Source organism: Halosegnis marinus (assembly GCF_029338355.1).
Lineage (GTDB): Archaea > Halobacteriota > Halobacteria > Halobacteriales > Haloarculaceae > Halosegnis > Halosegnis marinus.
On the sequence record NZ_CP119802.1, the window covers coordinates 960530 to 975022 of the forward strand.

Here is a 14493-nt window from a genome sequence, read left to right on the forward strand (position 1 = left end):
CCCGTTCACGGGCGATAAACGGTCTGAACGGTCAGTCCGTGGCGGCCGCGCCCTCGCCCGCCTCGTCCTCGACGACGGTGTTCTTCCACGTGCCGCGGGTGAACCACGCCGTCGCGCCGATCGCGCCGACGATGTTGCCGAGCGCCATCCCGATCCAGATGCCGCGGGGGCCGAGGTCCGCGACGAACGCGAGGAGGTAGACGGTCGGGACGCGCCCGACCCACAGCGCCATCAGCGAGAAGACGAGCGCGGTCTTGGTGTTGCCCGCGCCGCGGTACGCGCCGAGGACGACCTGCAACACGCCGATGAAGGCGAACTCCACCGTCCGGATGCGGAGGTAGTCGACGCCCTGCGTCACCGTCTCGACGGCGTCGGCGGTGGTCGCGGAGATGAACACGCCGACGATGGGCTCGGCGAAGGCGAGCGCGACGAGCGCGACGAGGAACATCACCCCGGCGCCGACGCTGGCGGCGAGCTTCACCGCCCGCTCCGCGCGGTCGGCGCGGTCGGCCCCGAGGTTCTGCCCGACCATCGTGTTCGTCGCCCGCCCGAGCCCCATCGCGGGGAGGAAGACGAGCGAGATGAGCCGGTTCCCGAGGCCGTAGGCGGCGACGACCGGCGGGCCGAACGTGGCGACCATCGCGGTCAGCGTTATCATCGCCAGCGCGCTCGTGGACTGTTCGAGCGCGGAGGGGGCGCCGATGTCCACGATCTTCCGCACCCACTCCAGTTCGAGGTTCAGGTGTTCGGGCCGGATGTCCGGGCCGGCCGAGAGGCCGAACAGGACGTACAGGCCGATGGCGGTGGCGACCACGCGGGACAGCAGGGTGGCGACGGCCGCGCCCTCCACCCCCATCGCCGGGAAGTCGAGGGGACCGACGTCCCACCCGAAGATGAACAGCGGGTCGAGGACGACGTTGAGGACGACGGTGACGAGCATCACCCGCATCGGCGTCCGGGTGTTGCCGTAGCCGCGCATCAGCGCCGAGAAGACGAAGAAGCCGAAGAGGAACGGCGTCCCGAGGAAGAACACCCGCATGTACTCGGAGGCGAGCGGGATGACGACCCGCGCCGTCTCCGGGTCGGCGGGGAGGAGACCGAGCAGCGCGTCGGTGCCGAGATAGCCGATGGCCCCGACGACGACGGCCAGCACGGTGACGAACGCGAGGGTCTGGCCCGCGGCCTTCCCCGCGGACTCCTCGCCGCCCGCGCCGGTGTACTGCGCGACGAGCGTCGAGCCGGCGACGGTGAAGCCGCCGCCGACGGAGAGCAGGAGGAAGATGAGGGGAAACGCGAGGCTCAGCGCGCCCACGGCGGCCGCGGGTTCGGCGGTCCGGCCCAGCCAGATGGTGTCGGCGATGTTGTACGCGACCTGCAACAGCTGGGTGACGACGATGGGCCACGCGAGGGTGAACAGGGGCCTGACGAGGCTCCCTTCCGTGATGCTGCTCTCGGTGGAGGGGCCTGACACAGTCGTTCCTCGATACGCCCCGATATGTGCCCTTCGTTACGGGCGCGTGTGGACGGGTGACGCACCGGCCCCGTGCCGGGCGGCCCGCCCTCAGAACGCGAGCCGTTCCGCGAGCCGGCGGAGGAACCCCGGCCGGTTCCGGTCGTGGAGGTGGAGCGTCAACACCGGCTCCGGGCGCGCCTCGTCGAGCGGGTGGTCGGCGCTCACGAGCGTGAGGTCGGGCGCCGACTCCCGGCCCCCGTCGGGCCGGGCCACCACGGTCCGGCCGGGGCTCTCGACGACGTCGCGGACCTCGCCGTGGTAGGCGTCGATGGCGTCGGCCCGGCGGTCGGTCGTGCGGCGGCCGAGCCGGTACTCCAGGTGGAGGCGGGCGTCGTTGGCGCTCGCGAGCGCGTCGCCCAGCGCCAGCTTGACCGGGTCGTACGGGCCGCGCCCGGTGACGACGCGGATGTCCCGCACCTCGCCGACCGGGCCGCCCGCGAGCGTCCCGACGTCGCAGGGCGCGCGGTCGCGTATCCACCCGACGTCGTCGCGGAGCGGGCTCCCCGCGAAGCTCGGGTCGTCGGCCGGGAGGAGCACGAGGTCGGCGTCGTGGTCGGCCGCGACGTTGACCACGGCGTGGGCGGCGTCGTGGCTGACGACCTCGCCGAAGCTCACCGGCACGTCGGTCTCGGCGGCCAGTTCCCCGGTGAACGCCTCGAAGGCGTCGTCGCCGGCCGAGGAGACCTCCGCCGCGTACGTCAGCGGCACCTGGTCCGGCTCGACGTCGAAGCGGACGACGGAGACGCCGCCGTCGTGTGCCCGGGCGGCGTCGGCGGCGACCCGGACGAGGTCGCGCTCGCGCTCGGGGGGCGTCCGCTCGCCGACGGCGACGAGGACCTCGTAGCCCGGCTGGGCGAGCGCCTCGCGGGTCGCGCGGACGCGCTCGTCGCCGACGCGCCGACGGAGCGCCGAGACGGCCACGCCCTCGCGCTCGGCGCGGTGGCGGGCGTAGGTGAGGTACCACGCCAGGCCGGCGACGACGATGGCCGCCGCGCCGACCAGCGGGACGGTCCCCATCTGCGTGAGCAGGACGACCCCGGTCACGACGCCGAAGACCTGCACCCACGGGTACAGCGGCGCGCGGAAGCTCGGCTCGTACTCGGCGTGGCCCTCGCGGAACGCGACGACGGCCGCGTTGATGAGCACGAACACGAGTATCTGGAACGCGCTCGCGAGCTTCGCGATCTCCATGATGGGGACGAACGCGATGAGCACGAGCAGGACGGCCCCGGTGAGCGTGATGGCCGGCGCGGGCGTGCCGAGCCGGTCGCTGACGGCCCCCAGCGAGTCGGGGACGAGCCGGTCGCGCGCCATCGCGAAGGGGTACCGCGAGGACGACAGGATGCCGGCGTTCGCCGTCGAGACCAGCGCGAGGACGGCCGCGGCGACGACGGCGGCGACGCCGAGCGGGCCGAGGGTGACCGCCGCCACGTCCGCCATCGGCGTGAGCGTCTCCCCGATGGTCGAGAGGTCCGCGACCCCGACCATCACCGCGACGATGAGGACGTACAGCAGGGTGGTGAAGGCGAGCGAGCCGAGGATGCCGAGCGGGATGTTCCGGTCGGGGTCCTCTATCTCCTCGGCGACGCTGGCGACCTTCGTGACGCCAGCGTAGGAGACGAAGACGAGCCCCGTGGCGGCGACGAGGCCGCCCGGCCCCTCCGCGAAGAAGCCGGCGAAGTTGGCGCTCCCCACGTCGGGCGCGCCGCCGGCGACGAACCAGCCCAGCACCGCGAGCATCACGGCGACGATGACGACCTGGAGGCGGCCCGTGAGCTTCGCGCCGACGAGGTTGATGCCCACGAGGGCGGCGGCCAGCCCGAGCGTCAGCGGCAGGACCCACGCGTCGGGGACCGTCACGAGCAGGAGGACGTACGGGACGCCGCCGACGAGCGCCAGCGCGCCCTTGAACGACAGCGAGAACCACGTCCCGAGGCCGGCGATGGTGCCGAGCAGCGGGCCCATCCCGCGCTCGATGTAGACGTACGAGCCGCCGGATTCGGGCATCGCCGTCGCCATCTCCGCCTTCGAGAGCGCCGCGGGGAGGACGAGGATTCCGGCGACGAGGTACGCGAGCACGACCGCCGGGCCCGCGATGCCGACGGCCAGCGCGGGGAGGATGAAGATGCCGCTCCCCACCATCGCGCCGATACTGATGGCAACCACGCTCGCCAGCCCGAGGTCGCGTTCGAGCGTCTTCCCCATTAGCCGCGGAGCCTCGTTCGTTCGCGACCCTCGGCGGCCTCGGTGGCCTCGGTGGAGGGCAACGCGGCGTCGAGGACGACGGACTCGGCGGTCGCTCTGGCGACGGCCTCGGAGACGCAGACGGTCTCGATGCCGGCGTCGTCGAACGCCGCCCGCCGGTCGGGGTCGTTGAGGAGCGCGACGACCGTGTCGGCCCCGAGTTCGCGGGGCGCGGCCGCCGCGAGCAGGAGGTTCCGCGCGTCCGAGTCCGTCGCGACGACGACGGTTTCGACCGGGGCGTCGACGGCCGACGCGGCCGTTTCGAGCGTCGATTCGTGGGCGGTCAGGCCCGCCGCGCGTGCGCGGGTCGCCATCGCGGCGCCGTCGACGAACGCGACGGACGGGTCCCGCTCCGCCAGTGCTGCCGCGAGCGCGAGACCGAGCGGTCCGCCCCCGAGGACGAGTGTGTCGTGGGTCATGGTGTATGGCCCCGAGCCACCCCGGCGGGGGCGACGACCGGTGGCTACCCGCCGATAACCGCCCACCCGACATAAGCACATCGATATAATACACTATTCAGCGATTTTTGCTCGTTGTAAATCGAATAATCACGAATATCGACGTTATTTCGTAATTGGTTTCAGTTCCGTCGGGCGTGGGGGCGGCCGTCGAACCGCGCCGCTCCGGGGTCCGACGGGGGACGAAACCGAGTCACTGTGGCGGGGGGACGGCGACGCCGCTCGCCACGAGTCGAGAAGGGGAACGCGAGGGGGAGACGGGTGTCGGAGGGCGGAGCGGCCGCTAGGGGCGCGGGGAACGAAGAGAACGGAGGTGAGAGCCTACGGCGTCTCGCGCGTCTCGAGCGAGAGGTCGGCGACGGGGTAGGCGACGCAGGTGAGCGTGTACCCGTCGTCGAGTTCGGCCTCGCCGAGCATCGACTGGGTGTGGTGTTCGACGTAGTCCTCGGAGTTGCCGCCGTTCGTGATGTGGCCGGCACAGGAGACGCACTGTCCCTCGCGGCAGGCGTACGGCAGGTCCCAGTCCTGCTCCTCGCCCGCCTCCAGGAGGGTGGTGTTCTCCTTGACCTCGATGGTCGAGCCCTCCTTGACGTACTCCACCTCGAAGACCTCGGCCTCGTCGTCCGGGATGGCCGCGGGGTCGTCGTCCACCTCGGCCTCCGCCTCGGCGAGTTCGCCCTCGGCCTCGCCCTCGGCGACCGCGCCGGCGGCGACGCCGCCCCCGCCGATGGAGCGGTTCATCGGTTCGGGGAAGTCCGTCTCGGGCACGCTCTCGGCGCGCCGTTCGAGGACCTCCTGCGAGATGTCGTCCGGGGTCGCGTACTCGGTTCCCCGGGCGAAGTGCAGGGCGACGACGGCGAGCGTGAGGAACGCGCCGACGGCGATGCCCAGCGTTTCTACCATACGCGCACTTTGGAGACGGGATTCAATAGCGTTGCGATTGGCACGAAGCGGGGCGGCGTGGTGCGGTCCGGCCGCATCGCCGGGCCCGCGCCTACCGCGAGCGGTTGATGGTCTTCGTCTGCTGGTAGTGGTCGAGCGTCTCCTCGCTCAGTTCGCGGCCGATGCCGGACTGCTTGTAGCCGCCGAACGGGAGCCCCGCGACGAGGTCGTGGTAGGTGTTCACCCAGATGTAGCCCGCCTCGATGTCGCGGGCGGTCCGGTCCGCGGCGTCCATGTCGTCGGTGACGACGCCGCCCGCCAGCCCGTAGTCCACGTCGTTGGCGAGCGCCATCATCTCGTCGTAGTCGTCCCAGCGGAACACGTCGAGGACGGGCCCGAATATCTCCTCCTGGACGGCCTCGTGGTCGTGGTCCAGCCCCTCGACGAGCGTCGGCTCGACGTAACAGCCGTCGGCGAGCCCGTCGTCGTCCGGGACGCCGCCGCCGGCGAGGAAGCGGCCGCCGCCGGCCTCGGCGCGGTCGAGGTAGTCGAGCGTCCGGTCCACCTGCTCGCGGGACACCTTCGGCCCGAGGTCCGTCTCGCGGAGCAGCGGGTCGCCGACGTTCATGTCCTCGACGGCCGCCGCCAGCCCCGAGAGCACATCGTCCGCGATGTCGTCGTGGACGAACAGCCGGGAGCCGGCCTCACAGCACTCGCCCGTGTTGTAGAAGATGGCCTGCGAGACGAGCCGGACGGCCTTCTCCGGGTCCACGTCGGGGTGGACGACGACGGGGCTCTTCCCGCCGAGCTCCAGCGTCACGTCGGTGACGTTGTCGGCCGCCGACTTCATCACCTGCTTGCCGACCGCCGTCGAGCCGGTGAACGCGACCTTGCGCACGTCCTCGTGGCCCGTGAGCGGCGGGCCGGCCTCCTCGCCGTAGCCGGGGACGATGTTGACGACGCCGTCCGGGACCACGTCGTCGATGAGCTCCGCCAGCCGGAGCGCCGACAGCGGGGTCTGTTCGGCCGGCTTCAGGACCGAACAGTTCCCGGCCGCGAGCGCCGGGGCGAGCTTCCACGACGCCATCAGCAGCGGGAAGTTCCACGGGATTATCTGCCCGACGACGCCGTACGGCTCCTTGAGCACCTGCCCGAGCCGGGAGTCCTCGTTCATCGTGCTCCCGGCGTTGCCGCGGACGATACCCGCGAAGTAGCGGAAGTGGTCCGCGGCCAGGTACACGTCGGCCCCGGACTCGGAGACGGGCTTGCCGTTGTCCAGCGACTCCAGCTGTGCCAGCTCCCCGGAGTGCTCGTCGATGGCGTCCGCGATGTCGAGGAGCACTCGCTGGCGCTTCCCGGCGGAGTAGCCCGACCACGTCGACTCGTAGGCGTCCCACGCCGCCTCGACGGCGCGGTCGATGTCGGCCGCCGTCGCGCCGCCGACCGAGGCGAGCACCTCGCCCGTCGTCGGGTCTATCGTGTCTATCGTGCCGCCCTCGGCCGGCTCGACGAACTCGCCGCCGATGTAGAGGCCGGTGTTGTCGGGAACGACCTGCTCGGCCGTCTCGCGGTGTCGTTCGCGTACCTCCGCGCGTCGCTCGTCGCCGGACCGCGTCTCGCTCGACATGTGGTCCCCGCTCCGGGTCGGCCGAGGATATGCCTTCGGGATGCGACGGGCGCGGCGTAAGCACTCCACGTTACTATTTCACACGCTGCGCGATTCGGGGAAACCCCGAACCGTTGCTACTCGCGCGCGACCTCGTGGCGGCCGAAGCCGTAGCGCAGGCGGTTCGCCAGCCGTCTGGAGAACTTCGCGCGGGTCCGCGAGTCGAACCGCTCGCCGAGCGCGGCGTAGATGAGCGGCACGGCCACCTCCTGTTCGAGCGCCTCCTGCACGGTCCACGTCCCCGTGGAGCCGCCGGCAACGTGGTCGGCCACGTCGCCGAGGTCGGTTCCCTCCTCGCGGAACGCCTCCTCGCACAGTTCCAGCAGCCACGAGCGGATGACCGCGCCGTTGTTCCACGTCCGGGCGACGGCTTCGAGGTCGAGGTCGTACCGCCCCTCGTGGAGCAGTTCGAACCCCTCGCCGTAGGCCTGCATCAGCGCGTACTCGACGCCGTTGTGGACCGTCTTGACGTAGTGGCCCGCGCCCGACTCGCCCATCCGGTCGTGGCCGTCCGGGCCGGTCGCGACGGCGTCGAGGACGGGCGTCATCTCCTCGTAGGCGTCCGCGGGGCCGCCGACCATCAGCGAGAAGCCCAGTTCCGCGCCCGCGGGGCCGCCCGAGGTGCCGCAGTCGAGGTAGCGGGCCGTGGTTTCGTCCGCCCGGCGCGTCGAGTCGGAGAAGTGGCTGTTGCCGCCGTCCACGACGATGTCCTCCCCCGAGAGGTGCGGTTCGAGTTCGTCCAGCGCGGCGTCGACCGGGTCGCCCGCGGGGACCATCAGCCAGATGCGCTTCTCCTCGCCGAGGGCGGCGGCGAGGTCGGCAAGCGACTCGGCGGGGTCGATGCCCGCCTCGGCCGCGTCGGCGAGCGCCTCGTCGCTCACGTCGAAGGCCGTCACGTCGTGGCCCGCCGCCGACACGCGGTCCGCGACGATACGCCCCATCCGCCCGAGTCCGACGACTCCCAGGTGCATACGCGGGAGTCCGCGGGTCGGCAGGTAAGGCTCCCGGTCCGGGGCGGCGTAGCCGCGGGCTACGCCCCGACGCGCGGCGGGGTAGCGTGTGCATTCTCTAATGCCGGGGCGGGGAGACTCGGACGATGAGCCAGTTCGCGGCGGAGAGAGAGACGTACGCGTACCGCCCGTACGAGGCGGGGGACGCCGAAGGGTTCCTCGACCTGTACCGATCGGTGTGGGGGCGCGAGCGGACGACCGAGTGGTTCCGGTGGCGGTTCGAGGAGAACCCCTACACGGAGGCGGTGCCGATGGTCGTCGCCGAGCGCGACGGGGAGCTCGTCGGCGCGGAGCCGTGTCTCGCGATGCGGGTCTCGGGGGGCGGGACGGGGGCGCTCGCGCTCCAGCCGGCCGACTGGATCGTCCACCCGGACCACCGCCGGCGCGGGGTGTTCTCGGGGATGACCGAGTCGCTCCTCGACCGCTACGCCGACCGCGCGGCGCTGTTCTTCAACTTCCCCTCCGAGGCGCTCGTCCCCGGCGTGGAGAAGTTCGGCTGGACGGTCGGGCCGGGGCCGGTGGACCACTACCGGGTACACGACCCCGGGGCGCTGCTCGGCGAGGAGGGGCGCGGCGGGCGGCTGGGACGGCTCGCTGCTCCGTTCGCCCGGGGGTACGCCCGCGCCCGGACGCGGCTCGCGCGGACCGACCCCGAGGTGTCCGTCGAGCGGCGCGAGACGGTGCCGGCGGAACTGCTCGCGGACCTCGACGCCGGCGTCCCGGGGTCGGTCCACGTAGTTCACGACGAGGCGTTCTACCGGTGGCGGTTCGCCAACCCCGCGTGGGCGACGACGACCTACCTCGCCCGCCGGGGCGGGGAAACGGTCGCGGCCGCCGTCGCCGTCCGGGAGACGGTCGGCGGGGTCGCGCGGACGAACCTGCTCGCGGTCGCGCCGCGCGACGGGAGCGCCGACGCGGCCGCGCTCCGGGCGCTCGTGGCCGCCGTCGTCACGGACGCGGCCGACGACGACGCGGTGCGGGTCGCCGGCGACGCGATACCGGCGCGCGTCCTCCGGTCGTTCGGCTTCGTCGCCGGGGACGCGTTCCCGCTCTCGACGGCCGCGCGACGGTGCCGGCTGGCCGTCCGGACCCCCGACGGCCGGCGGCTCGACGGCTGTGACCCTACTGACTTCGGGGCGTGGTCGCTGTCGATGGCCGACCGGGACGTGGCCTGAGCCGGCTACCTGACGCTGGGGGGGATTTAAGCGGCGGCGCGCGCCACTGGCGCGTATGTTCGACACGGTCGTCATCGCCACCGACGGCTCCGAGAGCGGCCGGCGGGCCGTCGAGGCCGCGCTCGACCTCGCGGCGACGTTCGGGGCGGCGGTCCACGCGCTGTACGTCGTCGACGAGTCGCGGGTGGACGCGCTCCCCGAGGACGTCCACGAGGAGGTGCACGCGGCGCTGGAGTCGCAGGCCGCGGAGTCGCTGGCGGCCGTCCGCGGGGCGAGCGACCGCGAGGTCACCGTCGCCGTCCGCGAGGGGCGCCCCGCCACGGAGATAACGGCCTACGCCCGCGAGGTCGAGGCCGACGTGGTCGCCACGGGGACGCGCGGGCGGGACGGGGAACACTCCTTCCTGCTCGGCTCCGTCGCGGAGGCGGTCGTCCGCACCTGTCCGGTGCCCGTGCTCACGGTCCGGCAGCTGGAGGCCGGCGTCGAGGGCTGAGCGGAATCCGGGCTTTCTTGCCGGCCCACCCCGCACGGAGGGCATGAACGACCGACTCATCGACGACGAGCGGCTCTCGACGGAGCGGAAGTCGCTGCTCCCCGGCGCGGGCTTCTTCACGCCCGACTCCTTCGACGCCGAGAAGGCGGAGCGCGAGGCCCGCGAGACGCTCGACGGCGCCGACACCGTCGTCGTCGCCGACCCCGACGCCGACGGCCTCGGCTGCGTCGCCCTCCTGCGCGAACACCACGGCGAGGCGGCGCTGATACCGGCCGGGCCGCACCAGCTGGACGAGGCCGTCGCGCGGCTGGCCGAGTACGCCGAGGCGGGCGCGACGGTGTACGTCTGCGACCTGTGCCCCGACGACCGCGACGACCTCGACGGGCTGGAGACGCTGGTCGAGCGGGCCGACTCGGTCTCGTGGTTCGACCACCACCAGTGGGCCGACGCGGACGCCGAGCGCGTCCGCGACGCCGGGGTCCGCCTCGTCGTCGGCGACTCCGACGAGGAGTGTACGACGGACGTGACGCTGCGCTCCGTCGAGGCCGACTTCCCGGCGCGGTTCGCCGAACTCGCGGCCGTCACCCGCGACCACGACCTGTGGCTGCGCGAGGACCCCCGGTCGGACGACCTCGCGGACTACGCCCACTGGGAGGACCCCGAGGAGTACGTCGCGGTCGTGCGCGAGCACGGCGCGGACCTCCCCGAGGCCGTCCTCGACTACCTCGCCGAGCGCCGCGTCGAGAAGGAGGCGCTCGTCGAGAAGGCCGTCGAGCGCGCCGAGATAGAGGAGATAGACGGCGTCACGGTCGGCGTCACCTACGGCCGGTGTTCGCAGAACGAGGTGGCCGAGGCGCTGCGCGAGCGGGGCACCGACGCCGCGGTCGTCGTCAAGCCCGCCGGCTCCGCCTCCATCCGCGGCACCGACGCCTTCGAGCGGTGCCACGAGGTCGCGGCGCAGGTGAACGGCGGCGGCCACCCGAAGGCCGCCGGCTGCAAGCCCGACATCTACGACGACATGCTCGACTACGCGACCCACTGGACGACGCGGGGCGCGGTGGCGAAGCAGGTCATCCTCGACGGGTTCCGGAACCTCCCGGACGAGGAGGAGGAAGGGACCGAAACGGAGCTATAGCGCGTCGGCGACCGCGTCGCGGTGTTGCCGCTCGCGCTCGTCCTTCTCCTCGGCGGTCGCGTCCTCGAGCCACAGCGGCAGACACGCCATCGCCTCCGCCCGGCACTTCAGCAGGTACGTCTCCATCCGCGACTCGACGGCGGGGGTGAACGTCCAGCCGTCGCGGGCCGCGGCGTACGACTCGCGGAACAGCGCCCGGAGGTCGGCGGCGCGCTCGGGGCCGTCGGCCTGCGCGTCGAACAGGTGCGACTCGACCTTCGCGAGGTTGTAGGCCGGTTCGGCCGCGGTGAGGTTCGCCCAGTCGAGGACCGCGCGCGTCTCGCCCGTGTCCGGGTCCACGAGGAGGTTCCCGTAGCGGTAGTCCCAGTGGCAGTAGCGGGGCGGTTCGGGCTCCCGAAGCGCGTCGGCCCGCTCGCGCAGCGCCGCGCGGAGAGGGTCGGCGAGGTCGGCGAAGCGGTCCGGCTCGTCGGCGCGGTCCGGGAAGTAGGTGCCGTCGGCGAGCGCGTCGCACGTCTCCTCGACGCCCCGCGCGAAGTGCGCCCGGAAGTCGTCGGCCGGGCCGTCGTCGTAGTCGAGGACGGCGAGGTCGCCGTCCCGGACCCCGACCCGGCCGACGCGGGGGAGTTCGCCGACGGCGTGGAGGTCGGCGAGGTTTCCGCCCGCCTCGCGGACGACCCGCTCGCGGGCGGCGTCGGGGAGCGCGCTCGGGTCGTCCTCGTAGTTCTCGCCGGGGGCGTACGCCATGAGGTAGAAGGGCGCGGGGTACTCGTCGTGGTCGTCCGCGAAGCCGTACACCTCGGGGACGGGAATCGAGGTCTCGCGACCGACGAGCGCGAGCAGGCGCGGCTCCGAGCGGGCGATTTCCGGGCGGACGAAGCCGGCGGTCGTCGCTTTCAGCACGGCGGTGCGGTCGCCGTCGGGCGTCGCGCAGTCGACGACGGCGACGAAGTCGGTTCCCTCCTCGGCGCGCTCGTAGCCGCGGAGTTCCCACTCCGGGGCGCAGGCGCGGACCATCCCGGCGACGGCGTCGGCGTCCACGTCGGTCACGTCCCGTCCGAGTCGTGTCGCCGGTAAAAGTCTCGTGTCGGCGTGTGAGGGGTCGTCAGTCGTCGAGGACCCACTTGTCCGAGTAGGTCTGGCCGCAGGCGCAGGCGGCGTACGCGTGGAGGACGTCGCCCTCGGCGTAGAGGCCGCCGACCTCGGGGTTCTCGGCCTCGGTGAACGCGAAGACGAACCGCACGCGGTGGGCGTCGCCGGTGCCGGCCGGGCAGTCGCCGCCGGTGCAGTCGCGGCGGATGTCCCCCTCGGTGTCCATCGCCGCGCCGGCGAGGTCCATCGGGTCGATGCCGACCACGTCGGAGACGACCTCGCTCCCGCGGTCGCCGGGGAGGACGAGGACGTAGCCCGTGCCGACCTCTTCGGCGACGCCGGCGAGCGAGCCGGGGTCGCCGACGGCGTCGTCGTCGATGAACAGCAGGATGTCGTCGTGGCGCTCGCCGGCGAGGAACGCCTCGTAGGGGGTGCTCATTCGTCCCCCTCCGTCCGCCGGGCGATGTCGGCGAGTCCCTCGTCCGGGCGGTCGGGGACGCGATAGACGGCGCGCTCGCCGGGGGCGCGCAGGCCGTAGAAGAAGTCCTCCTCGACCACGTCGAGGTGGACGGTGCGGCCGAAGTCGAGCCCCTTCTCGTCGGCCCACTCGGCGAGGCGGTTCGGGCCCTCGCCCTCGCGGGCCATGCGGGCGTTGTCGTACGCGCCGCGTATCTCCAGGCTGTCGTCGATGGCGAGTTCGACCGTCGCGTGGCGGACCGCGCCGCCGAGCGAGAGCCGGACGACCTCGCCGCGCGGGAAGCGGTCGCGGGCCGCCTCGGGGACGGTTACCTTCGGGCGGTCGGTACGACCCGCGCGTTCGAGGGTGGCGCGCACGCTGTCCACGGCGTCGCTGGGAACTGACTCGGGCATGAAGGGGTCGGTTACTCGTCGTCGCCGTCGTCGCCCGCGCCGAACGCGGCGGCCACGTCCGCGTCGCCGGCGTCGATTACCTTGACGTTGATCTGGCGCGTCTCGTCGGAGACCTCGGCGCCGCGGACGGTGACGCGGCGGCGCTCGCCGTCGCGCTTGGGCTCGTAGCCCGTGCCGCCGGTGAGCAGGACCGCCTTCGTGCTCGTCCCCTGCACGTCGGCGCGCATCGGCCGGCCGGAGGTGTCGGAGCCGCCCGTGATCTCGAGCGTCGCGCCGTCGAGCCCGACCGCGCCGCCGTCGACCTCCTCGCCGATGGAGCGGCCGACGAATCGGTTCGCGTCCTGTCCGTCAACTTCGAGCTGGTACGTCGCGCCCTCCTCGGGGTCGGCGACGACGACCTGAAAGTCTGCCATACGGTGTGAGTATCGGCGCGCGATGAAAAGGGTATTGAAACCGCCGTGTCCCGGATTCGGCCGAGTGGCGGGCGAGCGCGGGGGTTCAGTCGGCCGCGGTCGGCCCCCCGGAGCCGACGACGTACTCGCGGGTGACGTCCACGAGCGCGCGCCGGTACTCCGACTCGTCGGGGTCGGCGGCCAGCGACCGGAACGTCCGGCGGAAGGTGTCGAGCGACACCGCCGGCGCGTCGCTGGCGGCCGCCCGCGCGAGGTCGTACAGCCGGTGGTCGTCGGCGATGGCGTCGTGCCGCTCCAACAGCGCGAGCGCGAAGGCAGCGTTGACGACCGTTATCTCCGGGTCGGCGGCCTCGCTGGTCCGGGTCCACCCGCCCGGGGCGGCCGCGGGGCGGTCGGCCACCGCGGCGGCGAGCGACGACTCCATGAAGGCGACGAGTTTGTCCGCCGGCGCGAGCGCGAGCGTGATGTCGTCGGCGTAGATGTCCTTCATGTGGTTCGCTATCTGATAACAGTGCGCGAGCTTCCGCCGCTCGACGGAGCGACCCGCGAGCGCGAGGAAGAGCGCCTCCTCCGTCTTCATCGTGTGGGAGGGGTGGGACTCCTCGTGGCGGGCCATGTGGGCGAACTCGTGGAGCGCGAGTTCCCGGGCCATGGCGCTCGTGGCCGCCTGCGCGCTCATCACGAGCACGTGGTGGTCGTCGTAGTGGCCGGTGAGCGTCCGTTCGTCCGGGTCCTCGCGGACGTCGACCTCGACCGGGAGCGTCAGTTCCTGTTCGGTCTCGAAGAGGTCCCGGGCCGAGAGAAACGGCTCCGACGGCCCGCTACCCTTCACGCGCAAATCCATGCGTACTGTTGACACAGTGTGCCGCCCGCTTGAGCCTTGCGGCGCCGGGAGTTGGATTTACACCGCCCGCGGGCGTACGTCGGTCGTGGACACCGCGTGGCCGCTGTTCGTCGCGGCGTTGGCGCTGGCGGCGCTGGCGACCCTGCTTGCGCTCCTCGGCTTCGGCTCCCCGCCGATGCTCGTCGGGGCGGTCGTCGCCGCCGCCGGGAGCTACGTCTGTCTCCGCCGGAGCCACCGCGAACTCTCCCGGCGGGCCTACGCCCGCGTCGGCGTGGAGCGCAACCCCGACGGGACGGTCGGCCGGGAGGGGCGGGCCGCGCGGCGCTCGCGGTCGGCCGACATCGACTACGAGCCGCGCGACTGGGACGACCCGGACGACTGGCCGTTCGACGACCCGTTCTGGACCGGCACCGACGAGGAGGACGACCCGCCCGGCCCCGAGGAGGGCCCCGGCGAGTGGTGGGAGCGCCGGACCGGCCGCACCCCGTCGCGCGACGGCGGCGCACAGGTGGTGGCGCCCCGCGAGCGGGAGGCGTGCGACGTGCTCGGGGTGGACCACGACGCCGACGCCGAGACGGTGACGGCCGCCTACCGCGAGCGCGTGCTGGAGACGCACCCCGACCACGGCGGCGACGAGGAGTCGTTCAAGCGGGTCCGGTGGGCCTACGAGTATCTCAAGGAACACCGGGAGTGACCCGCTC

At 72.8% G+C, this 14493-nt stretch carries 15 protein-coding genes; 4 read left to right on the forward strand and 11 right to left on the reverse strand.

What is annotated here, in order from left to right:
- Window positions 1-31: 31 nt before the first annotated feature.
- The 6 genes from P2T37_RS05405 to P2T37_RS05430 form a co-directional block, all read right to left on the reverse strand.
- On the reverse strand, window positions 32-1471 hold the full coding sequence (locus P2T37_RS05405) for an MATE family efflux transporter (RefSeq protein ID WP_276235769.1): 1440 nt from the start codon (window positions 1469-1471) through the stop codon (window positions 32-34).
- Between the two features lie 90 nt (window positions 1472-1561).
- Window positions 1562-3718: an APC family permease gene (locus P2T37_RS05410; RefSeq protein ID WP_276235771.1), complete on the reverse strand. Its 2157-nt coding sequence runs from the start codon at window positions 3716-3718 to the stop codon at window positions 1562-1564.
- Window positions 3718-4176, reverse strand: coding sequence for an NAD-binding protein (locus tag P2T37_RS05415; protein WP_276235772.1), 459 nt, complete (start codon window positions 4174-4176; stop codon window positions 3718-3720). Before P2T37_RS05415 ends, P2T37_RS05410 begins: the two co-directional genes overlap by 1 nt.
- A 360-nt stretch (window positions 4177-4536) precedes the next feature.
- Window positions 4537-5118 (reverse strand): 2Fe-2S iron-sulfur cluster-binding protein, encoded by a 582-nt coding sequence (locus tag P2T37_RS05420; protein WP_276235773.1) that lies wholly within the window; start codon window positions 5116-5118, stop codon window positions 4537-4539.
- Window positions 5119-5209: 91 nt separating this feature from the next.
- A complete protein-coding gene (locus tag P2T37_RS05425) occupies window positions 5210-6724 on the reverse strand; it encodes an aldehyde dehydrogenase family protein (protein WP_276235774.1) in 1515 nt (504 codons plus the stop codon).
- Between the two features lie 116 nt (window positions 6725-6840).
- Entirely contained in the window at window positions 6841-7947 is a 1107-nt protein-coding gene (locus tag P2T37_RS05430; protein ID WP_382211815.1) for a decarboxylating 6-phosphogluconate dehydrogenase, read from the reverse strand.
- On the opposite strand from P2T37_RS05430, the gene P2T37_RS05435 reads away from it, so the two are divergent.
- From P2T37_RS05435 to P2T37_RS05445, 3 genes are read left to right on the forward strand one after another with little or no spacing between them, the layout of a single operon-like run.
- Window positions 7860-8948, forward strand: a complete 1089-nt coding sequence (locus P2T37_RS05435) for a GNAT family N-acetyltransferase (protein WP_276235776.1) — start codon at window positions 7860-7862, stop codon at window positions 8946-8948. The two genes, P2T37_RS05430 and P2T37_RS05435, sit on opposite strands and share 88 nt — an antisense overlap.
- Before the next feature lie 55 nt (window positions 8949-9003).
- Window positions 9004-9441, forward strand: coding sequence for a universal stress protein (locus P2T37_RS05440; RefSeq protein WP_276235777.1), 438 nt, complete (start codon window positions 9004-9006; stop codon window positions 9439-9441).
- Between the two features lie 43 nt (window positions 9442-9484).
- On the forward strand, window positions 9485-10576 hold the full coding sequence (locus P2T37_RS05445; RefSeq protein ID WP_276235778.1) for a DHH family phosphoesterase: 1092 nt from the start codon (window positions 9485-9487) through the stop codon (window positions 10574-10576).
- On the opposite strand, the gene P2T37_RS05450 is transcribed toward P2T37_RS05445, so the two are convergent.
- The 5 genes from P2T37_RS05450 to P2T37_RS05470 all read right to left on the reverse strand — a co-directional run bounded on the left by P2T37_RS05450 (window position 10571) and on the right by P2T37_RS05470 (window position 13792).
- Entirely contained in the window at window positions 10571-11623 is a 1053-nt protein-coding gene (locus tag P2T37_RS05450) for a phosphotransferase family protein (RefSeq protein WP_276235779.1), read from the reverse strand. The two genes, P2T37_RS05445 and P2T37_RS05450, sit on opposite strands and share 6 nt — an antisense overlap.
- Window positions 11624-11678: 55 nt before the next feature.
- Window positions 11679-12104: a DUF5807 family protein gene (locus P2T37_RS05455; protein WP_276235780.1), complete on the reverse strand. Its 426-nt coding sequence runs from the start codon at window positions 12102-12104 to the stop codon at window positions 11679-11681.
- Window positions 12101-12535 (reverse strand): DUF7112 family protein, encoded by a 435-nt coding sequence (locus P2T37_RS05460; RefSeq protein ID WP_276235782.1) that lies wholly within the window; start codon window positions 12533-12535, stop codon window positions 12101-12103. Before P2T37_RS05460 ends, P2T37_RS05455 begins: the two co-directional genes overlap by 4 nt.
- Window positions 12536-12546: 11 nt before the next feature.
- The gene (locus tag P2T37_RS05465; protein WP_276235784.1) at window positions 12547-12948 is read right to left on the reverse strand and encodes a 30S ribosomal protein S6e; all 402 of its coding nucleotides are present in this window, start codon (window positions 12946-12948) and stop codon (window positions 12547-12549) included.
- Between the two features lie 85 nt (window positions 12949-13033).
- Window positions 13034-13792 carry a DUF5781 family protein gene (locus tag P2T37_RS05470; RefSeq protein ID WP_276235785.1) on the reverse strand — a complete coding sequence of 253 codons (759 nt, stop codon included), beginning with the start codon at window positions 13790-13792 and terminating at the stop codon, window positions 13034-13036.
- An 85-nt stretch (window positions 13793-13877) separates the two neighbouring features.
- Here P2T37_RS05470 and P2T37_RS05475 point away from each other — a divergent pair, with 85 nt between their 5' ends.
- Window positions 13878-14486, forward strand: coding sequence for a J domain-containing protein (locus tag P2T37_RS05475; RefSeq protein ID WP_276235786.1), 609 nt, complete (start codon window positions 13878-13880; stop codon window positions 14484-14486).
- Window positions 14487-14493 lie beyond the last annotated feature (7 nt).